This window comes from Buttiauxella sp. (assembly GCF_035271705.1).
Taxonomy (GTDB): domain Bacteria; phylum Pseudomonadota; class Gammaproteobacteria; order Enterobacterales; family Enterobacteriaceae; genus Buttiauxella.
In genome coordinates this window covers 18,531-44,022 of the sequence record NZ_DATERI010000217.1, presented here as the reverse complement: position 1 = coordinate 44,022, position 25,492 = coordinate 18,531, and the positions used below count along the sequence as shown (strand labels likewise).

Annotated in this window: 22 protein-coding genes and 1 pseudogene; 16 read left to right on the top strand and 7 right to left on the bottom strand. The window is 49.9% G+C overall.

Annotated features, from left to right (window positions below):
• Positions 1 to 277 precede the first annotated feature (277 nt).
• The 3 genes from narQ to acrD all read left to right on the top strand — a co-directional run bounded on the left by narQ (position 278) and on the right by acrD (position 5,934).
• Entirely contained in the window at positions 278 to 1,990 is a 1,713-nt protein-coding gene (gene narQ, locus VJY99_RS19520; RefSeq protein ID WP_324121496.1) for a nitrate/nitrite two-component system sensor histidine kinase NarQ, read from the top strand.
• Between the two features lie 32 nt (positions 1,991 to 2,022).
• The gene (narP, locus tag VJY99_RS19515) at positions 2,023 to 2,667 is read left to right on the top strand and encodes a nitrate/nitrite response regulator protein NarP (RefSeq protein ID WP_324121449.1); all 645 of its coding nucleotides are present in this window, start codon (positions 2,023 to 2,025) and stop codon (positions 2,665 to 2,667) included.
• A gap of 150 nt (positions 2,668 to 2,817) precedes the next feature.
• Positions 2,818 to 5,934 carry a multidrug efflux RND transporter permease AcrD gene (gene acrD, locus VJY99_RS19510; protein ID WP_324121447.1) on the top strand — a complete coding sequence of 1,039 codons (3,117 nt, stop codon included), beginning with the start codon at positions 2,818 to 2,820 and terminating at the stop codon, positions 5,932 to 5,934.
• 180 nt (positions 5,935 to 6,114) lie between these two features.
• Here the strand turns inward: acrD and ypfM are convergent, their stop codons facing one another.
• Positions 6,115 to 6,174 carry a protein YpfM gene (gene ypfM, locus VJY99_RS19505; protein WP_324121494.1) on the bottom strand — a complete coding sequence of 20 codons (60 nt, stop codon included), beginning with the start codon at positions 6,172 to 6,174 and terminating at the stop codon, positions 6,115 to 6,117.
• Positions 6,175 to 6,836: 662 nt separating this feature from the next.
• On the opposite strand from ypfM, the gene VJY99_RS19500 reads away from it, so the two are divergent.
• The 3 genes from VJY99_RS19500 to VJY99_RS19490 all read left to right on the top strand — a co-directional run bounded on the left by VJY99_RS19500 (position 6,837) and on the right by VJY99_RS19490 (position 8,802).
• Positions 6,837 to 7,190, top strand: a complete 354-nt coding sequence (locus VJY99_RS19500; RefSeq protein ID WP_324121445.1) for an ArsC family reductase — start codon at positions 6,837 to 6,839, stop codon at positions 7,188 to 7,190.
• Positions 7,191 to 7,322: 132 nt separating this feature from the next.
• Positions 7,323 to 8,450, top strand: coding sequence for a succinyl-diaminopimelate desuccinylase (gene dapE, locus VJY99_RS19495; RefSeq protein ID WP_324121443.1), 1,128 nt, complete (start codon positions 7,323 to 7,325; stop codon positions 8,448 to 8,450).
• Positions 8,451 to 8,610: 160 nt separating this feature from the next.
• A complete protein-coding gene (locus VJY99_RS19490; RefSeq protein ID WP_324121441.1) occupies positions 8,611 to 8,802 on the top strand; it encodes a YpfN family protein in 192 nt (63 codons plus the stop codon).
• Positions 8,803 to 8,925: 123 nt separating this feature from the next.
• On the opposite strand, the gene VJY99_RS19485 is transcribed toward VJY99_RS19490, so the two are convergent.
• From VJY99_RS19485 to VJY99_RS19475, 3 genes are read right to left on the bottom strand one after another with little or no spacing between them, the layout of a single operon-like run.
• Complete coding sequence (locus tag VJY99_RS19485; RefSeq protein ID WP_324121438.1) at positions 8,926 to 9,960, bottom strand: HipA domain-containing protein; 1,035 nt, start codon at positions 9,958 to 9,960, stop codon at positions 8,926 to 8,928.
• 2 nt (positions 9,961 to 9,962) lie between these two features.
• Entirely contained in the window at positions 9,963 to 10,277 is a 315-nt protein-coding gene (locus VJY99_RS19480) for a HipA N-terminal domain-containing protein (RefSeq protein WP_324121436.1), read from the bottom strand.
• Complete coding sequence (locus tag VJY99_RS19475) at positions 10,262 to 10,585, bottom strand: helix-turn-helix domain-containing protein (RefSeq protein ID WP_324121434.1); 324 nt, start codon at positions 10,583 to 10,585, stop codon at positions 10,262 to 10,264. The genes VJY99_RS19480 and VJY99_RS19475 overlap by 16 nt, the downstream gene beginning before the upstream one ends.
• A gap of 322 nt (positions 10,586 to 10,907) precedes the next feature.
• Between VJY99_RS19475 and VJY99_RS19470 the strand changes: the two genes are divergently transcribed.
• The 7 genes and pseudogenes from VJY99_RS19470 (at position 10,908) to VJY99_RS19440 (ending at position 18,582) form a co-directional block, all read left to right on the top strand.
• Positions 10,908 to 11,945, top strand: coding sequence for an MsnO8 family LLM class oxidoreductase (locus VJY99_RS19470; RefSeq protein ID WP_324121432.1), 1,038 nt, complete (start codon positions 10,908 to 10,910; stop codon positions 11,943 to 11,945).
• 25 nt (positions 11,946 to 11,970) lie between these two features.
• Entirely contained in the window at positions 11,971 to 13,092 is a 1,122-nt protein-coding gene (locus VJY99_RS19465; RefSeq protein ID WP_324121492.1) for an amidohydrolase, read from the top strand.
• 63 nt (positions 13,093 to 13,155) lie between these two features.
• Positions 13,156 to 15,433: pseudogene (locus tag VJY99_RS19460) on the top strand (NtaA/DmoA family FMN-dependent monooxygenase).
• A 10-nt stretch (positions 15,434 to 15,443) separates the two neighbouring features.
• Positions 15,444 to 15,950, top strand: a complete 507-nt coding sequence (locus VJY99_RS19455) for a GNAT family N-acetyltransferase (RefSeq protein WP_324121430.1) — start codon at positions 15,444 to 15,446, stop codon at positions 15,948 to 15,950.
• 9 nt (positions 15,951 to 15,959) lie between these two features.
• Complete coding sequence (locus tag VJY99_RS19450) at positions 15,960 to 16,901, top strand: amino acid ABC transporter permease (protein ID WP_324121428.1); 942 nt, start codon at positions 15,960 to 15,962, stop codon at positions 16,899 to 16,901.
• The gene (locus VJY99_RS19445) at positions 16,885 to 17,676 is read left to right on the top strand and encodes an amino acid ABC transporter ATP-binding protein (protein WP_324121426.1); all 792 of its coding nucleotides are present in this window, start codon (positions 16,885 to 16,887) and stop codon (positions 17,674 to 17,676) included. The genes VJY99_RS19450 and VJY99_RS19445 overlap by 17 nt, the downstream gene beginning before the upstream one ends.
• Positions 17,677 to 17,685: 9 nt before the next feature.
• On the top strand, positions 17,686 to 18,582 hold the full coding sequence (locus VJY99_RS19440; protein WP_324121424.1) for a transporter substrate-binding domain-containing protein: 897 nt from the start codon (positions 17,686 to 17,688) through the stop codon (positions 18,580 to 18,582).
• A gap of 10 nt (positions 18,583 to 18,592) precedes the next feature.
• Here the strand turns inward: VJY99_RS19440 and VJY99_RS19435 are convergent, their stop codons facing one another.
• Positions 18,593 to 19,171: a TetR/AcrR family transcriptional regulator gene (locus VJY99_RS19435; protein WP_324121422.1), complete on the bottom strand. Its 579-nt coding sequence runs from the start codon at positions 19,169 to 19,171 to the stop codon at positions 18,593 to 18,595.
• Positions 19,172 to 19,265: 94 nt separating this feature from the next.
• Here VJY99_RS19435 and VJY99_RS19430 point away from each other — a divergent pair, with 94 nt between their 5' ends.
• Positions 19,266 to 20,162: an ABC transporter six-transmembrane domain-containing protein gene (locus VJY99_RS19430; RefSeq protein ID WP_324121420.1), complete on the top strand. Its 897-nt coding sequence runs from the start codon at positions 19,266 to 19,268 to the stop codon at positions 20,160 to 20,162.
• On the opposite strand, the gene tyrP is transcribed toward VJY99_RS19430, so the two are convergent.
• On the bottom strand, positions 20,159 to 21,370 hold the full coding sequence (tyrP, locus tag VJY99_RS19425) for a tyrosine transporter TyrP (RefSeq protein WP_324121418.1): 1,212 nt from the start codon (positions 21,368 to 21,370) through the stop codon (positions 20,159 to 20,161). The two genes, VJY99_RS19430 and tyrP, sit on opposite strands and share 4 nt — an antisense overlap.
• A 233-nt stretch (positions 21,371 to 21,603) precedes the next feature.
• Here tyrP and VJY99_RS19420 point away from each other — a divergent pair, with 233 nt between their 5' ends.
• The gene (locus VJY99_RS19420; RefSeq protein WP_324121416.1) at positions 21,604 to 21,939 is read left to right on the top strand and encodes a cupin domain-containing protein; all 336 of its coding nucleotides are present in this window, start codon (positions 21,604 to 21,606) and stop codon (positions 21,937 to 21,939) included.
• 475 nt (positions 21,940 to 22,414) lie between these two features.
• Complete coding sequence (locus VJY99_RS19415; RefSeq protein WP_324121414.1) at positions 22,415 to 22,888, top strand: DUF2846 domain-containing protein; 474 nt, start codon at positions 22,415 to 22,417, stop codon at positions 22,886 to 22,888.
• A gap of 129 nt (positions 22,889 to 23,017) precedes the next feature.
• Here VJY99_RS19415 and tynA read toward each other — a convergent pair whose 3' ends face one another.
• The gene (tynA, locus tag VJY99_RS19410) at positions 23,018 to 25,279 is read right to left on the bottom strand and encodes a primary-amine oxidase (protein WP_324121412.1); all 2,262 of its coding nucleotides are present in this window, start codon (positions 25,277 to 25,279) and stop codon (positions 23,018 to 23,020) included.
• Positions 25,280 to 25,492 lie beyond the last annotated feature (213 nt).

Genomic DNA, 25,492 nt, shown 5'->3' with positions numbered 1-25,492 from the left:
TGATGTTATGACCTGGCGACGTACAAACTGGCAATGGTCATTTGCCCAATTTGTCCTGAAATCTGCTCATAACCTGGTGCGGATCAATTTCCTTTAGGGGTTAATGAAACATCGTTTCCCCCGTTTTGTTATGCAACAGTTATGCTTGTGATGTAACCGAGTTAATTCCTAACCTTTATTTTGGAAGATATGCCGAAATACAAACAACCAGGATTTGTGACGCCGCCAGTTTCTGATACGTTTCGCTTTCTATTCTTCGACGAGTAAATATGCAGTGATGGTAAAACGCTCTGTTTCCACGAGCCTGGCCCGAGCCTTTTTTTATATCGTCTTGTTATCGCTGCTTTCCACTGGCATTGCGATGCTCACTCTTGCGAGTAGTTTACGTGATGCCGAAGCGGTAAATGTCGCAGGCTCTTTGCGGATGCAGAGCTATCGCCTGGGGTATGATTTGCAGGGCGATCGCACCCAGATCGACAAACATCTTGAGCAATATAACCAGTCGCTGCGCTCATCTGCTCTGCTTAAAATAGAGAAATTCTGGGTGCCTGTGGAAGTACGAACTCGTTTTACGGCGATTAATAATGCCTGGGCCGAGATGGAAGCGCATATTCGCTTGGGTGATTTGCAATGGTATCGGGCCAACATTGCCAGTTATGTCGCGCAAATCGACCTGTTTGTGCTTGCTCTTCAGCATTATGCCGAACGCAAAATGATGCGGGTTGTTTTGGCCTCGGTGATTGGTTTCATTGCTATTTTTACGCTGGTGTTTTTCACGCTACGCCGCTTCCGCTATCAGGTTGTGGCTCCGCTCAAAAAGTTGATGGAAGCAAGTCGCGCGATTGAACGTCGCGAGTTCGATCACCCGCCGTTGAATACACAATTGCCGAACGAACTAGGTTTGTTATCCCATACCTTCACCCGCATGTCCGGTGAGTTGCAAAAGCTGTATCGCTCACTTGAAGACAGCGTGCAGGAAAAAACCCTGGATTTGCAGGAGGCCAATCGCACGCTAGAAGTGTTGTACGCCTGCTCACAAGCACTGACAGTCAGCACCATCGATCAACACTGTTTCGAGCGCGTATTGCAGCAAGTTCGCCAGAAAACACCGGTCAATTATCTTGAGATGAAAACCAGTGAAAACTGGAAGATACATGAAGGTATTCAACAGCATAACCAGGTGTGGCAAACCTTACCGATTGTGCTTGAAGATGAAGAGTTGGGTTTGCTTCGTTGGCAAGCGCCACAAGGTGTTCCGCCGTTGCCGCTTATGCAAAGCCTGGCCAATATGCTGGGCCGTGGGTTGTATTTCAATCAAGCGCAAAAACACTATCAGCAGCTTTTGTTGATGGAAGAGCGTGCGACCATTGCCCGGGAGTTACATGATTCGCTGGCGCAAGTGCTCTCCTATTTACGCATCCAACTCACCTTACTAAAACGTACAGTCCCGGCGGAGAACCTGCCTGCCCAGCTCATTATTAATGACTTTTCTCAAGCGCTGAACGACGCCTATCGTCAATTGCGTGAGTTGTTGGCGACCTTCCGCCTCACGCTCCAGCAGGCTGATTTACCGTCTGCATTACAGGAAATGATCGCTCAGTTGCGTAAGCAGAGCGAGGCCACTCTGACACTGGATTGTCAGATTCCGACTCAGGCGCTAGATGCCTCGCAGCAGGTGCATTTACTGCAGATTATTCGCGAAGGTGTGTTAAATGCGATTAAGCACGCGCAAGCCAATAAAATATCCGTAAGCTGTAGCACGTCCCTGTCAGGGGTTCATAATGTGAGTATTCTTGATGATGGCAGCGGGATTGCCAGCCTGACGGAACCCGAAGGGCATTACGGACTCAATATCATGCATGAGCGTGCCGCCCGTTTAGGTGGCGAGCTGGCTATTTCCCGCCCTCCACAGGGTGGGACTTTAATTACGTTGATTTTTCGTACGCCGACGTCAGAACCAACGGCGCACGGAACACCCGTGAATTTATAACGATAATAATTTGAAGAGTATTGGGGTAAGCAATGAGTGAGAAAACTGTCTGTCAGGTATTGATCGTCGATGACCATCCCTTAATGCGTCGTGGCATTCGACAACTGCTGGAAATGGATGACAGCTTTCACGTGGTGGGTGAAGCCAGCAGTGGCGCTGAGGCTATCAGTATGGCGAATCGCCTCGCTCCAGACCTTATTTTGCTCGATCTCAATATGAAAGGTTTGAGTGGGCTGGATACGCTTAACGCCATGCGTCGTGATGGGGTAAGCGGGCGTATTGTGGTGCTGACAGTTTCAGATTCACGTAGCGATATTTTCACTCTGATTGATGCCGGTGCCGACGGATATTTGCTGAAAGATAGCGATCCTGAAGTGCTGCTCGAAGATATTCGTCGTGGAGCAACCGAAGGCGAAGCCTATAGCGAACAAGTCGCGGAATATTTACGTACCCGCAGTACCGATAAACGCAGTGACGACCTGTTCGCCGTGTTAACTGAGCGCGAAATAGATGTGTTACAAGAGGTCGCCAAGGGGTTATCGAATAAACAAATTGCCTCGGACCTGCATATTTCCGAAGAGACCGTGAAAGTACATATTCGCAATTTGCTGCGTAAACTTCAGGTGCGTTCCCGGGTTGCAGCAACTGTGTTATATCTTGAAAGTCGGGGCTTTTAAATCCGCTAACATCAGCCCTACTCCACTCTAGAGCGCGAAGATTATTTACAATATCTCCTTATTTTCTCCACGTTTGGACCTGCGGTAAAGGCTACAGTGACGACTGATACTCATAATCACAATCTGAAGTACTGACGAGGTCCTGACTGAATGGCGAATTTCTTCATCAATCGCCCCATTTTTGCCTGGGTGTTAGCCATTATTTTATGCCTCACGGGTTTACTCTCCATTTTTTCCCTTCCTGTGGAGCAGTATCCTGACCTCGCACCGCCAAACGTGCGTATCACGGCGAACTATCCTGGTGCATCGGCACAAACGCTGGAAAACACGGTTACGCAAGTCATTGAGCAGAGTATGACCGGGCTGGACAACATGATGTATATGTCCTCCCAGAGTAGTAGCGCAGGCCAGGCCAGCATCACACTGAGCTTTAAAGCCGGCACTGACCCTGATGCCGCCGTCCAGCAGGTGCAAAACCAATTGCAGTCGGCCTTACGTAAATTGCCGCAGGCGGTGCAAACCCAGGGCGTCACCGTCAGGAAAACCGGCGATACCAATATCTTGATGATTGCCTTCGTTTCGACCGATGGCAGTATGGATAAGCAAGATATCGCCGACTATGTGGCCAGTAATATTCAAGACCCGATCAGCCGTCTTAACGGTGTGGGTGATGTGGATGCCTACGGTTCGCAATATTCGATGCGCATCTGGCTCAACCCGACCAAACTCACCAGTTACCAGATGACCACTGAAGATGTGGTCGATGCGATTAAATCGCAGAATGCGCAAATTGCCGTGGGTCAACTAGGCGGCACACCGTCAGTCGATATGCAGGCGCTTAACGCAACGATTAATTCCCAATCGTTGCTGCAAACCCCGCAACAATTTAAAGATATTACGTTACGCGTTAATCAGGATGGGTCACTGGTGTCACTCGGTGATGTCGCTGACGTGGAAATGGGTGCAGAGAAATATGACTTCCTGAGCCGCTTTAATGGCCAGCCTGCGTCAGGACTGGGGATTAAGCTTGCGTCTGGTGCTAACGAGTTGGAAACCGACAAACTCGCCCGCGCCAAAGTTGAAGAATTGTCGAAATATTTCCCGCCGGGCCTGGAAGCGAAAATCGCGTACGAAACCACACCGTTTGTGAAAGCCTCGATTAAAGATGTGGTGCAAACGCTGCTAGAAGCCATTCTGCTGGTTTTCCTCGTTATGTATCTGTTCTTACAGAATTTCCGGGCAACGTTAATTCCGACTATCGCCGTGCCAGTGGTATTGCTGGGCACCTTCTCAGTGCTCTATGCGTTTGGCTATAGCATCAACACGCTAACGATGTTTGCCATGGTTTTGGCCATCGGTCTGTTGGTGGACGATGCCATTGTGGTGGTAGAAAACGTCGAACGCATCATGAGCGAGGAAGGACTCTCGCCCAAAGAAGCGACCCGAAAATCGATGGGCCAGATTCAAGGCGCGTTGGTCGGGATTGCGATGGTGCTCTCTGCGGTCTTCGTGCCGATGGCCTTCTTTGGTGGTACAACTGGCGCGATTTACCGCCAGTTCTCGATAACTATCGTTTCTGCCATGGTGTTGTCGGTTTTGGTGGCGATGATCCTGACGCCCGCCTTATGCGCCACATTACTCAAACCGTTGCATAAAGGTGAGCAGCACGGCCAGAAAGGTTTCTTCGGCTGGTTCAACCGCATGTTTAATCGCAATGCGGCACGCTACGAAACTCGAGTCGGAAAGATTCTGGCGCACAGTCTGCGTTGGATCCTGATTTACGTGCTGCTGATTGGCGGAATGGTGTTCCTGTTCCTGCGCTTACCGACCTCATTTCTGCCTTTAGAAGATCAGGGTGTGTTTACCACATCCATACAATTACCCAGTGGTTCTACGCAGCAACAAACGGCCAAAGTGGTTGATAAGATCGAGCAGTATTATCTGACGACAGAGAAAGAGAATGTGCAATCCGTGTTCTCAACCATTGGTGCCGGGCCTGGTGGGAACGGACAAAACGTCGCTCGTATGTTCGTTCGCCTGAAGGATTGGGATGTGCGTGATCCGAAAACGGCCAGTTCGTTTGCCATTATCGAACGTGCGACTAAAGCCTTCAGTAGAATCAAAGAAGCTCGCATTATTGCCAGCAGCCCGCCTGCCATCAGCGGTTTAGGTAACGCCGCCGGTTTTGATATGGAATTACAAGACCACGCCGGTGCCGGTCATGATGCGTTAATGCTGGCACGTGACCAACTGCTGGATATGGCAAGCAACGAAAAAATGCTGACCCGCGTTCGCCATAACGGTTTGGATGACAGCCCGCAAATGCAGATCGATATCGATCAGCGTAAAGCGCAGGCGTTGGGCGTAACCATTGATGATATCAATAACACGTTGCAAACGGCCTGGGGCTCAAGTTACGTGAACGACTTTATGGATCGCGGACGCGTCAAAAAGGTGTATGTGCAGGCAGGGGCGGAATATCGCATGCTGCCGGAAGACATTAACCAATGGTATGTGCGCAATAAAGACGGTGGAATGGTGCCCTTCTCAGCGTTTGCCCGTTCGCATTGGGAAACCGGATCACCGCGCCTTGAACGCTATAACGGCTATTCATCACTAGAAATTGTTGGTGAAGCAGCACCGGGCGTCAGTACCGGTACCGCAATGCAAATTATGGAAACTCTGGTAGAGAAATTACCGTCTGGTTTTGGTGTTCAGTGGACGGGGATGTCTTATCAGGAACGCCTTTCAGGGGCGCAAGCTCCAGCACTCTACGCTATCTCGTTATTGGTGGTGTTCTTGTGCCTGGCAGCGCTTTATGAAAGCTGGTCTGTCCCGTTCTCGGTCATGTTGGTGGTGCCACTGGGTGTGATTGGGGCACTGTTAGCCACCTGGATGCGCGGCCTGGAAAACGATGTTTATTTCCAGGTGGGGCTACTGACGGTAATCGGGCTTTCGGCCAAAAACGCCATTCTGATTGTTGAGTTTGCCAACGATATGAATGCGCAAGGCCGTGAACTGGTTGCCGCCACACTTGATGCTTGCCGCCAACGTTTACGCCCGATATTAATGACTTCACTAGCCTTTATCTTTGGCGTATTACCCATGGCCACCAGCAGTGGTGCAGGCTCAGGTAGCCAGCATGCGGTGGGGACGGGAGTCATGGGTGGCATGATTTCAGCCACAGTGCTGGCAATATTCTTCGTTCCCCTGTTCTTTGTGCTGGTGCGTCGACGTTTCCCGCTTAAAGAGCATTCTGAAAACTAACTATTTTGAAAACTAACTATTTTGAAAAACAGGCAACAAAAAAGCGACCCAGGCAGGTCGCTTTTTGTCTGGCTCAAAGGGTATTGAGAATATACCGGCATACTTCAAGTTGCATGTGCGTTGGCCTTCCTGCAACTCGAATTATTGGGGTATAAGAACATCAAGTTCTTGCTGTTTGATTCATCTACGAAGCATATCTTCGATGAAATCTTTCCAGTTTCCTAGTTCGTGTTCGATCATAACCGCCTCTCTTATATACCCTTGATACTTCAAGTTGCAGGTGCGTTGGCTGCTCTCGTTCCCCCGAATCTCTTACTTGAGTAAGCTCATCGGGACTTTCTCGATTGCCGCCTTCCTGCATCTCGAATTATTTTGGGTATTTCTATTCAATTTATACGTAATCCCTTCCATGGAGTGAAGCGACGTGACTGAGTAGTTTCACTGGCTATCAACAAATGGTGAAAGTCGACTGCGTATTGTGATAATTATCACCTCAACAGGTAATTTAAAATGTGACGACACACTTGAAACAAAATGTATTGTCAACTTTCTGGCTTATCCACTAAGCCACTAAAAATCTGACTTGCCGTAGCTATCAGGGGTTGAGAAATTGTGTAACATCAAATGGCTATAAAACAATCACCCGGATAAAAAAGAACCGCTATTACCTCACTTTTAGATTAGCAATTAGGTTATATTTTTCCTTGCGACTTTTTTATCATTTTAATTATCCTCATTACCTGCATATACCCTAAATAATTCGAGTTGCAGGTAGGCGGCAAGGGAGCAAATCCCCTGGAGCTTACTTGAGAGTGACTGGGGTTTGTGAGTGCAGCCAACACCCCTGCAGCTTGAAGTATGACGGGTATAAATAATCATCTCTAAAGACAAGGGTTAAATCCGTGATAATTCTCTACGGTATTAAAAACTGCGACACCATCAAGAAAGCACGCCGTTGGCTTGAGACTCAAGGTGTGGATTATCAGTTTCATGATTATCGCGTCGACGGGCTGGATGCCGATTTATTGAACCGTTTTATAGCAGAATTAGGCTGGGAAGCACTGCTCAATACGCGTGGAACAACATGGCGTAAACTCGACGAAGCTCATCGTGCAAGCATTACTGACGCGCAGACAGCCGCAGTACTGATGCTTACCATGCCAGCAATCATCAAACGCCCATTGCTCTACGCGCCCGGGCAGCCTATGCTGCTGGGTTTCAATGAATCGAACTATACCCAATGGATTTCAAGTTAGATTGAGGCGGCAGCGCAGTGACTCCCCAGGAGCTTACTCAAGTTAGTGAGTGGGGTGAACGAGCAAAGCCAACAAAAAGGTCACTTGAAAAACGATGGGAATATCAGCAGTTTATCAACGAGGTGTAGTCCTATGTCTTGCCCGGTTATTGAGCTGACGCAACAGCTTATCCGCCGTCCTTCCCTGAGCCCAGACGATGCAGGTTGCCAGGCGCTAATGATTGAGCGACTGCGTGCTATCGGTTTTACTATTGAGCACATGGATTTTGGTGACACACAAAACTTCTGGGCATGGAGAGGAAAAGGCGAAACGCTGGCATTTGCTGGCCATACCGACGTCGTGCCTTCAGGCGATGTCAACCGCTGGATTAACCCACCCTTTGAACCGACTATCCGCGATGGCATGCTGTTTGGCCGTGGTGCTGCAGACATGAAAGGTTCTCTGGCAGCCATGGTGGTTGCGGCGGAACGTTTTGTTGCGCAGAACCCGCATCACAAAGGCCGGCTCGCGTTTCTCATCACCAGTGATGAAGAAGCCAGTGCCAAAAACGGCACGGTGAAAGTTATCGAAACGTTGATGGCGCGTAATGATCGCCTCGATTATTGCCTGGTCGGCGAGCCGTCCAGTACTGAAGTCGTCGGCGACGTGGTGAAAAATGGCCGTCGTGGCTCGTTGACCTGCAATCTCACCGTGCATGGTGTGCAAGGTCACGTTGCCTATCCGCATCTGGCTGATAACCCGGTTCACCGCGCAGCCCCGATGCTGAACGAATTAGTGGCTATTGAGTGGGACAAAGGAAACGAGTTTTTCCCTGCCACCAGTATGCAAATTGCCAACGTTCAGGCAGGAACAGGCAGCAACAATGTCATTCCTGGCGATTTGTATGTGCAATTTAACTTCCGTTTCAGTACCGAACTGACAGACGAAGATATTAAACAGCGCGTGATTGCCCTGCTCGATAAGTATCAACTGCGCTATACCCTCGACTGGTGGCTATCAGGCCAACCGTTCCTCACTTCACGCGGCAAGTTGGTCGATGCGGTGGTGAATGCAGTTGAGCACTATAATGAAATCAGACCGCAACTGTTGACCACTGGTGGCACATCCGATGGGCGTTTTATCGCTCGCATGGGTGCGCAAGTAGTGGAACTGGGGCCTGTGAACTCGACCATTCATAAAATTAATGAATGTGTTAACGCCGCGGACCTGCAACTTCTTGCCCGTATGTATCAACGTATTATGGAGCAGCTTGTCGCCTGACAGGCTGCAATTAACAGTCATCATCGCCAAATTAAATGGCGTTGTGGTATGGCCGCCAGGGAGCTTATCCCGATGAGCTTACTTGAGTCAGTGATTCGGGTAAGTGAGTGCAGCTAACGCCGCGACAACGTCAAGTAAGAAGGCGAAAGAGGTTATACGCATGGAATGGCTATCACACTACTGGTGGATTATCGTACTAGTATTTCTGCTGGGTGTTTTCTTGAATGTTATTAAGGATCTGAAGCGTATCGATCCCAAAAAATATATGGCAAACAAACCCGAACTTCCCCCTCATCGTGACTTCAACCATAAGTGGGATGACGAAGACGATTTCCCGAAGAAAAAGCCATAGTTATGCAAAAAAGCCACTTCTGCGAGTTAACACCGTTCACTTAAGCCAGTGAATGAGGGGAAACACCGGGATTGGGTTCCCGGAGGGACGCCAAACCCGGTGGTCGCCCCGGACATCTCGTTCTTAAATTTCTGCTTCATCCAGACGCATCAAACGATCCAACCGCTGGTGGTAACAACGCAATGTGGCTTCCACATCTGCTGCGGGCATAAACGAATCACGATACACCGCATCCACAATGTGACTTTCCTTTTGCATATCGTTGAGTAATTTAACGATGAGCTTATCCGTCATCCCCATACTCAAACCGAGTTCCCGGAAATCCATACCAAGATATTCACCATAGGCAGTTTTAAAACCCGGAGCCAGTTCGCGGTCGCCTTCTTCACAACACAGCAACGGCAGTGCCATAAAGCCCGAGCTGAAAATGGCCGGATAGGGTGCGACTGACACAAAGTCATAAACGGGTGATAGCGTCGGTTCGCCGATTCTCGGGTGAATTAAGCCAAAATTACGCAGGTGCATATCGTTATTACCCAACAGATACGCATAGGCAATGCGCCGGAACAAGTCGATTTTAAAGGCGATATTGCTATTCACATGCTGAGTCAGGAACTCCGCTAACTGCTGATAACTCACATACTGCTTACCGTCACTGCCTGTTTTACCGTACTTTTCGCCGACATTCATCGCGGCATCGAGCTGTTCTTGATGAATAGCTGCCCCGGTTTGTCTGACCCTATCAAAACGGCGAATAACAAAAGCTAATTCGTGGGGGTCATCGTGCAGTGGTGCAAAACTCACCAACCCGTTTGGTGGCACGTCAAACCCAAGACGAGCCATCAGTACCATGGTGGCGTGTTCATTTTCTGCCAAATGAGGGAATTCAGCCGGAGAAGGCTTGAGAATGTATTCTCCCTGGTGTTCAACCACGGCAAATTCACCGTTACGCACCACCATTTGCAGTTTCGGCTGATAGCCGGAAATACTCATGCCGCGCTGCGCTTTTGGCAATTCGTGAATAAATTCGTTGCGCGTAAAACTCAACTGCGGGTTCATTTTGCTCGAACCCGTCAACTGTTTCAGCCCTTTGGACGAATAACCTGACGCTTGCTCTTTGGCTTGCAGCAGCGGAGTTAACAGAATATGGCAACGCATGGCTAATCCTCCTGCATGTTGACCAGTTGCACCGCACCAATCAGGTTTTTTCCGTTATCGATAAGCATACCGAGAAGGTCCTGCTCATCGCGTTGCTGTAGTTGGCTGTAGCGCATTTTCAACCAACCTTCTGGTGCCAGAGAGGCAAAAAAAGGCGGTAATGTTTGGCTGTGGAAGTGGCCAACACGCACCGGTAAACTGAGGGACAGCGGTGGGCCGACATAGCCCTCTCGATAACTAAATTCATAACTGCTGTCATCCTGGCGCAACTCACCAACCGGCTCGCCATATAACCACACCTCTACACGGCGGCGCATAACTTCACACCTAATGCTTCGGCTACGCGTAACACGGTGCCAAATTTGACCAGTTCGGGATCTTTAAACAGGCGTTTGAGCGTTGAGGCGGAAACGCCGGTTTGTAGCTCAAGGGTCGCAAGATCGATATCCAACTCTTTGCGGCGCTGGTTCAGTTTTTGCCCCAGTTGTGCTGTGTGGGTGATGTCCTGCTCATCAGTCAGGAGATCGGATTCTTGCGCGCGCAGCGTCACGGCTTTTTTAACGTCATTCAATAAATCGCTCATGGCCTGCAGTTTGTCGGCGAGCGTGGCATTGTTGTAGTTCATATATGACCTTAAATTCATCATAAATACTGAGAGGTGTTATTTATGGATCCATAATGCAAATATGTATCATAAATGAACCTTATTTTAATTATTAACTAAAAATGGGTCATTTACGGTCTCTTGTCAATCATAGGGTTCATAAAAAGTCTTTTTCAGTATTTCTATACTGTTTTTAGACCATTTATAAACTCCACAGCGGAGATGTAGCAGAGTTGTGCGCGGCTTATCCAGATTTTGGCTAACGAAATGTAAATTAATTGTTTCACTCGTAAGAGCGGAAACCTTATTAATGAAGGCATGTTAATCAACACGAGTTTGTGGCATGTCTTATCGAATCAGCCTGTTGGATAAAATCCCGGTCGCGAAGGACGATACTCCTGGCGACGCCCTGAAACACACGCTGCATCTGGCACAACAAGCAGAAGCCTGGGGTTATCACCGCTTCTGGATTGCCGAGCACCACAACACCTCACGGCTGGCAAGCCCATCACCGGAACTGCTGATTGCCTGGATTGTCGGGCAAACCCGCCGCATTCGTGTCGGATCGGGTGGGGTGATGTTGCAACACTACAGCCCTTACAAAGTGGCAGAAAACTTCAATCTATTGGCAAACCTTGCGCCGGGTCGCGTTGATCTCGGAGTCGGTAAAGCGCCTGGTGGGTTACCACTGTCTACCCAAGCGTTGCAGCGCGGTGGGCTGGATAAAACGTCGTTTGCCGACAAATTCGCTGAACTGGATCACTGGCTTTCTTTACCCGCCACACCTGAGGACGACGCTCCCGACGACAAAGAAATCTTACGTGCAACACCGGTTCCTGTGCGCAGTGCCGATCGCTTTTTGCTCGGCGCAAGCCTCGAAAGTGCAGCCCTTGCCGCAAGCCTTGACTGGAACTTCGTGTATGCCGCCCACCTGAATGGCGATAAAAACTTGATGCGCCAGGTGCTCACGGCCTGGAGCAGTAAAAGCCAGCGCGACACGGTGGTGGCCGTGCAGGTGATTGTTGCGCAGGATGCTGAAAAAGCGGCTGAACTGGCAAATCTGGTGGAAATCTGGAGTGTTGAGCTGGAAAACAGCCAGCGAGTCAGTGTTGCGAGCGAAGAGCAGGCTCACGCATTTGCTCGCCAGGCGGGCAGTGCCATCAAACGGATCGAACGCCGCGAACCTTTGCTGCTCCAGGGCACCGCCGAGACGGTTAATGCCGGGCTTGCGGCATTACGCCAGGAATTTGGCATCGACGAATTCATTATTGATACCCCTATTGCTGACCCCGCTGCACGTTATCAGTCGCTGCGTTTGTTGGCAGGCGTTCAACAAATAAAATCGGTATCTGATTTTGCCGCCGAACATGAAGCCTGGTAAGGGGAAACCGATGACATTCGCACCCGTGACATTCAAACAACAGCTAATCGACTGGCGGCGTGAGTTGCACCAGCACCCGGAGTTATCCGGGCAGGAAGTTGCGACCACCACGCGCATCCGTCACTGGCTGGAAGCGAGCGGATTACGGCTGTTGCCATACTCGCTTGCAACGGGCGTGGTGGCTGAAGTTGGCCAAGGGGAAAAGGTGATTGCGCTGCGTGCTGATATAGACGCGCTGCCAATACAGGAAACCAGCGGCGTGTCGTTTAGTTCACAACGCGAAGGCGTGATGCATGCCTGCGGACATGATATTCACAGCAGCGTGATACTGGGGGCCGCTCTGCTATTAAAAGAGCGTGAGGCGCACTTACCCGGGCGCGTTCGTTTGTTGTTTCAACCGGCTGAAGAAAACTTCACTGGCGCTAAGGCACTGATTAAAGCCGGAGCATTAGAAAACGTGTCCGCTATTTTTGGCATGCATAACGAGCCTGGCTTACCGGTGGGCACCTTTGCCACCAGAGGCGGCGCATTTTATGCCAACGTTGACCGTTTTGTGTTACGGGTTCGGGGCAAAGGCGCACATGCCGCCCGTCCGCAAGAAGGTACTGACGCCATCGTGATTGCCAGCCAGTTGGTATTGGCATTGCAAACTATCGCCAGCCGCAACATTGATACTCTGGATTCGGTGGTGGTGAGTGTCACGCGCATACAAGGGGGAAATACCTGGAATGTGTTGCCTGAAAGTGTCGAACTGGAAGGCACGGTGCGCACCCATCGTGACGATATTCAGCAACAGGTCGAGAAACGTATCAGTGATATTGCAGCCGGTTTAGCCAGTGCGTTTGGCGCACAAATTGAGGTGGAATGGTTTAACGGGCCAATCACATTGAATAACGATGAAAAATGGGCGGCATTTGCGATGCAAGCCGCAAAAGATGCGGGCTACCAGACACAAACCTCCGAACTGCATATGGGCGGTGAAGATTTTGCTGTTTATTTGCAAACCATTCCCGGTGCGTTTGTCAGCATAGGCAGTAATAGTATTTACGGGTTACATCATTCGGCCTTTAACCCGGATGAAGCATTAATTGAAGATGCAGCACGCTATTTCGCCACGCTTGCGGAAAAAGCCTTGCTGGAAATCTAATTATTTCTAATACGCAGGGGTCAACTCCCCAGGATGCGTGCACCCTGAAAATGAGGATGGAATATGTCTGATAATCGACAACTGCGCCTTGGAACAATCTTACATGGTGCTTCAGGAAATATGTCCGCATGGCGACACCCGGCCGCTATTGCCGATGCCAGTATTAATTTTGATTTTGTCAAAGAGACCGCTTTAAAAGCCGAGCAGGGCAAACTGGACTTTTTGTTTGTCGCTGATGGTTTATATATTAATGAAAAATCTATTCCGCATTTTTTGAATCGCTTCGAACCACTCACAGTGCTGTCGGCGTTAGCCAGCGTCACCTCCCATTTAGGGCTGGTCGGTACGTTGTCGACATCCTATAGCGAGCCGTTCACTGTGGCGCGCCAGTTCGCAAGCCTTGACCATTTAAGCAAAGGACGCGCGGGCTGGAACGTAGTGACTTCACCGTTGGAAGGTTCGGCAAAGAATTTTTCCCGTGACAAACATCCAGAACATGCACTGCGTTACCGCATTGCTGATGAATATTTGGATGTCGTGAAAGGATTATGGGACTCCTGGGAAGAAGATGCGTTTACGCGGGATAAAGCCAGCGGGCAATTCTTTGATCCAGAAAAGTTACACACGCTGAATCATCAGGGTGATTTCTTTAAAGTCGCAGGGCCACTGAATATTTCCCGCACCCCACAAGGCAGGCCGATTGTATTCCAGGCGGGTGCCTCTGATGACGGTAAGAAATTAGCCGCACATCATGCCGACGCTATTTTTACCCATCACGATACGCTTGAAGAAGCGCAGCATTTTTATCGGGATGTAAAAGGGCAACTGGAAAACCATGGCCGCCGTGCAGATGATTTAAAAATATTCCAGGGTGTCAGTGTAATTGTCGGCAAAGATGCTGATGACGTAGAAAACCAGTATCAAACCACTGCTGCACTGGTGTCGATATCTGACGCACTGAATTATCTTGGCCGCTATTTTGAACATCACGATTTCAGCCAATACCCTCTCGATGCACCATTCCCGGATATCGGTTCACTTGGGCAGAACAGCTTCCGTAGTACTACCGATGAAATCAAACGTCATGCCCGCGAACGTAACCTGACGCTGCGCCAGGTGGCACTGGAAGCCGCATCACCGCGTCCACGTTTTGCTGGCACCGCCCAGCAAGTGGCGGATGGATTACAGCAGTGGTTCGAAAGCCACGCCGCAGACGGTTTCATCATTCAGGGCGGTACGCCTGATACCTTCACACGTTTTGTTGATGAAGTGGTTCCGGTACTGCAAGCACGGGGCTTATTCCGCAAAGAATATCCAGGCACAACATTGCGGGAAAGTTTGGGTTTGGCAAATCCCGTGAATCAATTTTCGTAACCACATAAAAAAGAGAACACCTGCTATGAAAAAACAATCGCTAATCTTGGCTATCGCTCTGGCTGTTTCATCTGCATCAGCGGCAAGCTGGGCGCAAGAAGTCACCATTAATGGCACGGGCGTAAGCCTGGAAGCCAATAAAACGCCGATTAATACCGTCGTCAATCCAGCGGCGGTTGCACAACTACCAAAAGATTATCGCTTTGCGGTTCCTGGTAAATTCACCGTCGCGGTAGCGGCTCTCAATTCACCCCCTTTAACGGTGTTTGCTGAAGATAACAAAACACTGCTCGGCAGCGAGGTGGATATCGCGCGTCTGGTTGCGGACAGCCTCGGGCTTGAGCTCAACGTGGTACCCACTTCATGGGAAGACTGGCCGCTGGGCGTGACATCGGGCAAATACGATGCGGCCATCAGCAATATCACCGTCACTAAAGATCGCAAACAGAAATTCGACTTTGCGACCTACCGTAAAGACTCCCTCGGCTTCTACGTGAAATCTGACAGTTCGATTAAGAAGCTTGAGAAAGCTGAAGATATCGCCGGGTTGCGCATTATCGTCGGCTCAGGAACAAACCAGGAATCTATCTTGCTGTCGTGGAACGAAGAGAACCTGAAAAAGGGGCTTAAACCCTTCACGCCGGTTTACACCAAAGATGATGCCGCACAAACCCTGGCGTTGCAGTCTGGCCGTGCTGATGCCTTCTTTGGCCCGAATGTCACCGGTGCCTGGAAAGCCGCTCTGACGCAGAAAACCCAATTAGTCGGCACGGTGGATGGTGGCTGGCCGAAAGCGGCACATATCGCCGTCACCCTGAAAAAAGATAGCGGCCTCGTCGAATCGGTGCAAACCGCGCTCAATGGCGTCATCAAGAACGGCGATTACAACAAAGTCCTGAACCGTTGGGGGGAAGGCGTGGAACAAATCCCAGCATCCGAAATTAACCCAGCCGGCCTTGGCGATTAAGGAGCTGAACATGCGCGAACAATTCCGAGATGTTTCACCGGAAGCCCCCGAGCTTCAGCCGATTATTAGCGGGCTGTTTGGTGAGTATGAAGCGCGTTATGGGGATTACTTTTCCCGTGATGCCGAAGTGGAGTTAACCGAATGGTATCTGCCGCCGCAAGGGTTGTTCATTGTGCTGGAGCGTGACGGGGAAATCATTGCCACGGGTGCATATAAACCTTTCGATGAACATACCGCCGAGTTGAAGCGCATCTGGACACATCCCACTTTGCGTCAACAGGGGCTTGCACAACGTATTGTGCGTGAACTGGAAAACAGGGCGCAGTTTGCCGGTTACAGCCATGCATTCCTGACCACCGGTTTTCGCCAACCAGAAGCGGTAAAACTCTATCTGAGTCTCGGTTATCAACCTCAGTTTGATATTCACCGTAACCCAGAAGAATACAGCGTTGCGCCGTTCGATGGGCGCCTGCGCTTTACCAAAGTGCTGGCACTGGCACGTCTGAAAACGGCCTGAGGAATCATGATGACTACACCATCAACCCTACCATCAACCATTAAAGTGGTTCCGGCGCGTTATCCGCTACGCACGCTGGGTGCTGTTGTCGCCCTGTTCGTGCTGGCGATTGTTATCCAGTCAGTGGCGTTTAACCCGCGCTGGGAGTGGAGCGTATTTGCCCGCTGGTTCTTCGACCCCGTCATCCTTGAGGGGTTGGTGCAAACCTTACTGTTGACCCTGATTGGCACCGTTCTCAGCGTCATATTTGGCGGTTTGCTGGCGCTGGCCAGGTTGTCCTCCTCCTGGCTGCTCAATAGCCTGGCCTGGGGGTATATCTGGCTGTTTCGCTCACTGCCACTGATCGTGGTGCTGATCATTCTTTATAACTTCTCGTATCTGTATGACACGCTTTCGATTGGTATTCCGTTTACACAAATTAGCTGGGGAAGCTACCAGACCATTAATGTGCTGGGGCAGTTTTCTACCGCAGTAGTGGGGCTGACGCTGGTACAAAGTGCTTATACCGCGGAGATTATTCGCGGCGGTTTTTTAGGTGTCGATCATGGGCAATATGAAGCCGCGGCGGCATTAGGTTTACCCGCCTGGCGACGTACCGTGCGCATTATTTTACCGCAGGCCTTACGCACTATTTTACCGTCTGGTTTTAATGAAATTATCAGCCTCGCGAAAGGGACGTCGATGGTTTACGTCTTGGCGATGCCGGAGCTGTTCTACACCATTCAGATGATCTACAACCGCACGCAGGAAGTGATTCCGTTACTGATGGTGGGCGCAGTCTGGTATCTGGTTATCACCAGCGTGTTGTCACTCATTCAACATCTGGTTGAACGTTGGCTGGCACGTAGTGAAAGACGCTCGGCGATTAATCAACAAAGCCATGCTCGTCATCCATCTTCACGTCAGCCCGTGCTGCAAACTCAGGAGATCGTTCATGTCCCTATCCCATAATCCAAACGGCCAGACGGGGCATATCTCGATTACCGGTGTCAGCAAATATTTTGGCCGCCATAAAGCGCTGGATAACATCTCGCTTGATCTGAAACCTGGCTCGGTGACAGTTATTCTGGGGCCTTCGGGCTCCGGTAAATCCACCTTGCTGCGTGCCATTAATCATCTTGAGCGCGTTGATGAAGGCTTTATCCAGATTGATGGCGATTACATCGGCTATCGCCAGGCGGGGGACAAACTGTATGAACTGAAGGAAAAGGAGATCCTGCGCCAGCGCGTGAACGTAGGCTATGTGTTCCAGAACTTTAACTTGTTCCCGCATCTCACGGTGTTGGAAAACCTGATTGAAGCACCGATTGCCCACAAACAGCTCAATCGTAAACAGGCGATTGAGCAAGCTTATGAACTGCTGGATGTCGTTGGGCTGCGCAATAAAGCGGATGCCTGGTCACGGCATCTTTCCGGTGGGCAACAGCAGCGTATTGCTATTGCCCGTGCACTGGCATTGCGTCCACGGGTGATGCTATTTGATGAGCCGACTTCCGCACTCGACCCGGAGCTGGTGGGGGAAGTACTGGATGTGATTAAGAAATTAGCCCGTTCGGGTACCACGCTGGTGGTGGTGACGCACGAAATTGGTTTTGCCCGGGAAGTGGCGGATAACGTGGTGTTTATGGTGGACGGGAAGATTGTTGAGCAAGGTAGCAGCGATGAGGTGCTTAACCATCCGCAACATTCACGAACGCGTCAGTTTTTATCTAAGGTTCTTTCTTAAGGAGCAGGCATGAAATTTGTCCCACTGGCGCTATTGATGATGAGTACCACGCTGTATGCACAGGGAAATCTGGATCTCAAAGCGAATGAACAACCCATCCATGCTGTGAAAGACCCGCAGGCTATCAGCAAAATTCCGCAGGACTATAAGTTTGTTGAGCCGGGAACGCTAACGGTGGCTATCTCGGCACTCAACTCGCCGCCGCTGGCACTGCTGGCGAGTGATAACCGCACCAGGATCGGCAGTGATCCTGATATTGCGCGTTTGCTGGCCGACAGTTTAGGGCTAAAACTCAAACTGGTGCCGACCGCCTGGGAGGATTGGCCTTTGGGGATTACCTCTGGCCGCTACGATGTGGCACTGGTGAATATTGCCGTGACCGAGCAGCGTAAAACGAAATTCGATTTCGCGACTTATCGAGTTGATTCGTTGGCGTTTGCGGTAAAATCTGACAGCCCGATTCAAAAAATCAGTGGGCCAGCAGACGTCGCAGGTTTACGTATTATTTTAGGTTCTGGCACAAATCAGGAAAAAATCCTGTTGGGTTGGAATGAAATAAATGAACGTGAAGGGCGCAAAGCCGCACAACCGATTTATCTGACTGATGACGCATCTGGCAATTTGTATATTCAGGCGGGGCGTGCGGATGCCACTTTCGGCCCGCAAAGTGTGGCAGCCTATAAAGCTGCGCTCACCGGGACCACGCGGGTTGTCGGGTTGGGGCCGAAAAAAGCCTATGTCGCCACCACCACTAAAAAAGGCAATGGGCTGGTTTATGCGCTGCAAGCGGCACTGGATGGTGCGGCAAAACGCGGTGAATACCAGCAAGTGCTGGACAGATGGGGAGAAAAGGGCGAAGAAGTGGCTACGTCTGAGGTGAATCCGCCAGGGATTACCTATCCGTAGCGATTTCCGGTTAAGCCAAAAGGACTTGGCTTATAAACCCATGAATATCGTCCAGCGCCTGCTCGCGTGCCAGCGGCGCATTGTCGATAATCAGCTGATCCGAATACCCGTTTAGCAACGCGCTAAGCTGGCGGGTCACCCGCCCGACATCGGTCTGGCGAAACACGCCGCTCTCAATGCCGGTTTCAATAATGCTTGCCAGCAATGCATCCCACTTTTCGGTCAGCGTCAGGGCAAGATCGGCATACACCTTGTTATGTACCGCCAGCCGCCACAACGAACCGTACAACTCCCAAACGGCATCGGCGCGGTCAGGCAAATAATCTTCGATGAAAATATTCAAGCCTTGTTCTGGCCCCACGGCGCGCGTCTTTTGGCTAAAGGCTTCCAGCTCCGCAACCATAAAGCGTTCAAACGCTGCGATGCACAGCGTCTGCCAGTCGGGGAAATAGTGATAAATATGGCTACGGGCGATACCCACTTGTTCGGTGAGTTCGCGGGTCGTCACTTTTTCTACCCCTTTATCCGTGAACAGCCTGATCGCGGCATCAAGAATATTCTCTTTTAGAACAGACGTTTTTTCTTTCATCCCGGTACCTTCGTTGACTTTGAGCAAGTGCTCAAATAGAATCTTTTCATTCTTGAGCAACCGCTCAAGAATAACAATCTAAGAATATAAAGTCATGTCTACTTGTCAGCAAACCGCTCAGCTTAAACCATCGAACGGTGCATTGAATACTTTAAAAAAACTCGCAAAACTCCACAGTAAAAAGCTGGTTGTTACTCTGCTACTGGTGGTCGCCGAGAACGTCGTTTACTTGCTGTATCCGTTAATGGCGGGCTTTGCCATTAATGCCATCATCAACGGGCAATCCCTGCATGCGTTGTTGTATGCGCTGGTGGTTTTCATTATGTGGGCGATAGGTGCTGCACGCCGCAGCATGGACACACGCACCTTCGCCAGAATTTACGCAGGCCTTGCGGTGCCGGTTATCCTGGAACAGCGTAAAAACGATCATAGCCATTCGACGATCGCTGCACGTGTGACGTTGTCACGTGAATTTGTCAATTTCTTCGAAACACATCTGCCGCTGCTGATGACTTCGCTGGCGTCGATCATCGGCGCAGTTGTGATGCTGTTAACCATTGAGTTCTGGGCGGGCGTGGCTTGCCTGGCGGTGATGGTTTTCTTCGCACTATTCCTGCCCAGCTATACACGCAAGAATGAATTGCTGTACGAGAAACTGAACGACCGGCTGGAAAAAGAGGTGGGTTTTGTCGGCACAGCCTGTGAAAACACGCTCAACAAGCATTACAACTTTTTGGCGCTGGTGCGTATTCGGTTGTCTGACCGTGAAGCGTACGGTTATCTGGCCATTGGTATTGCCGCAGCGTTCCTGTTCGCTATGACCATTTGGCTTATGACCATGAAAGGGGTTGGGAACGCCGGGCATATTTACTCGGTCATGACGTACATGTGGATGTTTGCCATGAGTCTTGATGACGGCCCATCTCTGCTGGAGAAATACTCGCAGCTTAAAGAGATAGGCAAACGGGTGAATACCGGGCTGGTGGATTAACCGACTTCAGGCAGTGCGCCTGTGGCAATCAGCGCCTGGATAACAATCACGGCGATGCCGCAGGCAAAGACTAAAATCAACAGCGGTTTGCCGCCAGCGACGCGGTAAACCGACTCGGTTTGCTGCTCACGGCTTTTCCACACTAAAAGTGAAGGGATGATCAGCGCCAAAATCGCCAGCGCCACACCGGCATAACCTAACGCCATCACAAAACCTTGCGGATAGAACAGGGCGAAGACCAGCGGAGGCACAAAGGTCATCAGTCCTGTTTGCATCCGGCCTGACGCTTTGCGGCTGCGGTTGAATAAATCGCTCAGGTAATCAAACAACCCCAACGACACCCCTAAGAATGACGTCGCCAACGCAAGATCGGCAAACAGGTGAACTGCCAGCTCAACATGCGGTGAGGCCACCACTTCACGAACCGCCTGCAACAAACCATTCAGACCAGAATGATTGGCTAATAACCCACTGAATACCCCAGAGTCAATCGCCCCCAACGTCGCGACTTGCCAGAAAATATAGGCAACTAACGGGATTGCGCTGCCGATGATAAACACCCAACGCAACTTACGCAGATTCCCGTCCAGGTAACTGACAATACTGGGCACGCTGCCATGGAAACCAAACGAGGTGAAAATCACTGGGATAGCAGAAAGTGCTAAGCCTTTTTCCAGCGGCAATGTCAGCAGATTAGTGTGATGGATATGCGGCATCATCAACGCCAGCATCACCACCAACATAATAATCTTGGCGCTGAACAACACACGGTTGAACATATCCACCATATGTGTGCCGATACAAACAATGCCCCCGGCAACAATAGTGAACAGCAATACGCCAGTAGTGACAGATATCTGGGTTGCGAACCATTGACTGAGGCTGGCTGACAGCAGTTCTCCCGCACCACTGATATACGCCGCAGTTAACGCGTACATCAGGAATAACATACTAAAACCGGTTATCCACTGCCCTGGTTTGCCAAGATAACGGCGGGCGAGAGTGCCAAGGCCGGTATCAGCAGAAACGTGTTGATAAACCTCCACCAATAACAGCGCGGTGTAGCACATCAGCCCCCAAAGACTGACCAACAAAAGCAACGTTACGCCAAAACCCACGCCGGCTGAAGCCAGTGGCATTGCCAGCATTCCTGCGCCAATTGTGGTCCCTGCGACGATAAAGATACTGCCAAGAGTGCGATTCTTCACGCTTCCCTCTAAATTTACGCTTGTTATAACGACATTGTGCCGCGCAGATTAAGGGATTGCAGGGAGTCCGTCAAATGTGGGTTACAAGTGGTGTAATGTTAGCTTTACGATTTAAGGTGGCGGGTTAAAGTGCCCGCAAGCAAACGAGCTAATCCTGGAAATTGGGTGTCTGGGAAATGATGTATTTTCGCTACGCTTAATGCTGTGATGGGCACAAAGAGGGGACGGAAAGAGTGGATAATCTGTTTAAACATTTTCCCGATGCAGCAGTGCATCAGGAGGCGGAAACATTCGAAGCATTGCTAAACGCACCCGGCGTAAAAATTGAAAGAATCATTTCTACGGGACAATCCACGCCTCCAGAAACCTGGTACTGCCAGGCCGAGTGCGAATGGGTGATAGTTTTGCAAGGTTCTGCGGGTTTACGCTTTGAACAAGAAGCGCAGATACGGACTCTTTATCCTGGTGATTTTGTCAATATTCCTGCCAACTGCCGTCACCGTGTGGAGTGGACGGATGCGAATACCCCAACAGTTTGGCTTGCGGTGCACTATTTATCCGAGGAATAAGGGCGGATGACGTTTGCGCTTATTCGCCCTACAAAACAAACTTCTGCATTTGTAGGTCGAATAGTCGTGAAGTCTCTGCTGCGTGCTGGCACAGAATGCAGAGTTATTCATCGCAAACGTGCATTCCGGAAAAGAGATTACAGATCTTGCGGATATAGATGGCCTGCGGAACGTCGATATTTTATGGCGTTTATCTGGATGAAAATCGCTATATCTATAAAACTGAATTAATTGATGGGTAATTTGAGATAAGTATTCAATAAATATAATTTACCTATCAATTTTAGTACTTATCCTATTGATTACTTGACTTTTCATTCGTCGATGGTGACATTGCTACGTCCTGAACGGGCGCATGTTAACAAGAATCCTAATAGATTCTTGCGCGTATTTTTTTATTTAAAATTAGAAATTGCATTAATCGACTATTACATTGCTTAACTATTAAATTACTTAACTACAAGGATTTGTTTGGATGAAAACCAAAAATTTATTTCTGTCTGCCGTTGTTTTGACCGCTTTACTGCTCAGTGGCTGTGCCAGCGTCCCATTGGCTCCAGAGCCAGAGTCCATCGCCGCGAAAGCATTCCCTGCACCGGAGCAGAATAAAGCTGGATTATATATTTATCGCGACAGTTTCGTGGGTAAAGCACTCAAGAAAGATCTCTATGTTGATGGAAAATGTATTGGTGAAACTGCGGATAGAACCTTTTTCTATATGCAAGTAACCGGCGATCAGACTCACAAGGTTTCAACTGAGTCTGAATTTTCAGCAAATGATCTGTCTTTGTTCATGAAAGCCGGGAAAAATTACTTTATCAGGCAATATATTAAAATGGGCGCATTCGTTGGTGGTGCGGGTGTAAGTGAATCAACTGAAACCGAAGGCACACGCGTTGTCTCTAAACCAGAAGTCCGCATGGCCAAACAAGGCCACTGCGATAACTGAGTGAGTAATATTTCAAATACACACGTGTAACACCGAGGAATAAGGGCGGATGACGTTTGCGCTTATTCGCCCTGCAAAACCCGTTAACTCGGTTATCGTAGGGCGGATAAGTGCTGCGTCATCCGGCTGTTATTTCTGCTCTTTTTTCCCCGCCAGATTCAGCGTTGGCGTCTCATTAAAGAAGTTCCACGGTTTCAGCAGCGTGTGAACCCATTCCGTTGGCATGATTGGCCACTCTTCGGCGCGGGCGACGTGAGTGGTGCCGGTTGTCATCCAGACCACATCATCCTGGTTATCCAGCGTCTGATTATCTTTGCTGTACTGGCCAAGACCGGTGTCGTGCGCCGAACGGTTCGGGTATTTGCCTTCCGGATAACGTTCTTCAGGGTTGTAACGTGTCACCCACAGTTGTTTATCCATAAAACTCAGGCGGTTATAAATCCACTCATCCGGGGCGAACTTCGCGCCGGACGCCACCGGATGCGTGCCGCCTGCAAACGGAATGATTTGGTACGAAACCGGATTGCCCATTTTGTTCTCTTTACTGGTGTTACTCAGTAAACGAATGGTACCTGGGTCAAACTTCTGTGCCGCTTCCTGCTCAGTACTAATATCGTGCTGGTTGATTTGCATAGTACTGGTGCGCGGGCCGCCAGCGGTGTTCGGTTTCACTTCCGGGTCGAGTGCGACCAGTTTGTTGTTCTCACCATCTACATCCATATCCAGGCGGAAGTTGTAGATATGTTGGTGCGTGGTGCCAACAATATTGTGGTCGATAAGCGTGCCGTATTGGGTGTCGTCTTTGGCGGTTTCATCGTGCATGGTTTTGGCTTTCACGCCTTTCACCGCTTCAATACCGGTTGCGCCAGCATCAATGCCGATGGTGCCGTTCTGGTGGAATACCCAGTCAAAGATGTAATCGTAGTTACCCACGGTACTGACCCAACGCACCACCAATTCCCGACGTTCGGTACTGATATTCGGTTGCCCCATTTCCTGATGTTTATATTCAGGCCCTGCGTAGCGCTCAAATACCGCAACCGCGTGTGGGATGGTGGTCGGTTTCCCGGTGTAATCAGCAATAGTTTCATCCAGCAAAACCGCATTCACTGGCGCATCTTTGCCGCGAGCTAGAGGGGATGTCAGCGTACCCATGCCGTAATCACCCGCATCCAGATAAGCTTTGAAATACCAGCCAACATCAGGGTCACCATAAGGGACAATCATGCCGCCGAGAGACCCTTCGTACATCACTTTGCGTTTGTTGCCGTTGTCGTTATAAGTCACGGTCGAAAGAATCGGCCCGACGCGGGAGTTCAGGCGCAGGTGGAAATCCCAGTTCTGCCAGTGAATGGTATCGCCAGTAATGGTGTAGTTTTTGCCTTCTGGCTCAACAATTTCTAACGGCTTAACCGTCGGCGCTACGCGGTCACGGCCATCAAACGGACGCGGATTCATCGGCACCGGGATCACCTGGCCTTCTTCAATCTTGATGATTTTCTTCTGCTCAAGATCAACCACGGCGACAAGGTTTTCAATCGGATGCGCCCAGTAGTTGCCATCGCCCGTATCAAGATAACTCACCACTTTCAGCAGGCGCTGGTTATGTTCCAGGCCATCTTTACCATCAAAGAAGCCCACCGTCAGCGGGGTGGTAATCACTTTGGTTGGGTCGTCGACACCATGTTTTTTCAGCGCTTCAGCGTACTCTTTGCTGCCGTTGATAATGCTCTGTACGCTGAAGAAATCATCGATCAAGACCATGCCATGTGCGCCTTCAATCGGTGTCCATGACACCACTTTACCGGCGTCCAAATCCACCACACCTTCAACGATATGAATCCCGTCGAGCATAATCACATCCGCCTGACGAGGTGCTGTCACCGCCTGGCCGCTCATCACGAACTGCCAAACCTGGTCTTTCGGTGGCTCGTGCAGGGATATTTCAGTAAAACGCGTCCCGCTTTTAAAGTCCGGAGCGGCCTGAACAATCGACACCGCTTTTGATATTTCATCTGCGGTTAATGAATTAAGTGGATGCGGCTTTTTCTCAACTGCGAAAGTTTGATCCAGACCAGACTGGAAAACCTCGTTAATAAAGCCTTCAGAAATATATGCCTTCTTATTTTTGAAGATAATCGGCACTTGTAGCTGTAATGTTTTGCCATTCACTATCGCCGATTTGGTATTGGGTTTTACTTTCACAAACGCACCATCTTTAACGATGGTGTACATCTGTGCATAGCCATCCCACTGAATATCAGCACCAAACTCCGTCAGAGTTTTTTCCATCGGCACCATCTTAGCGGCGTTGCTGTGGGCAAGGGCGCCTGAAGATGTCAGGAGTGCGATGGCTAAAGCCAGGGCTTTCTTTCCGGTTGTTAAATTCATGAAATTCTCACTCTTGGCTGATGTAATTTATTGTTGTGTGTTGACAAAAAGGCATGAATTCAAAATAACAACTTCTGCGACAAGAGATATTGTGCTGCTTGCCAACTTGTTTGTTGGCCTTGCCAAATTAAGGGTGGATGACGCTATGCTTATCCACCCTACACAAAACTCCGGCCATTCTTAGGTCGGATAAGCGTTACGTCATCCGACAAA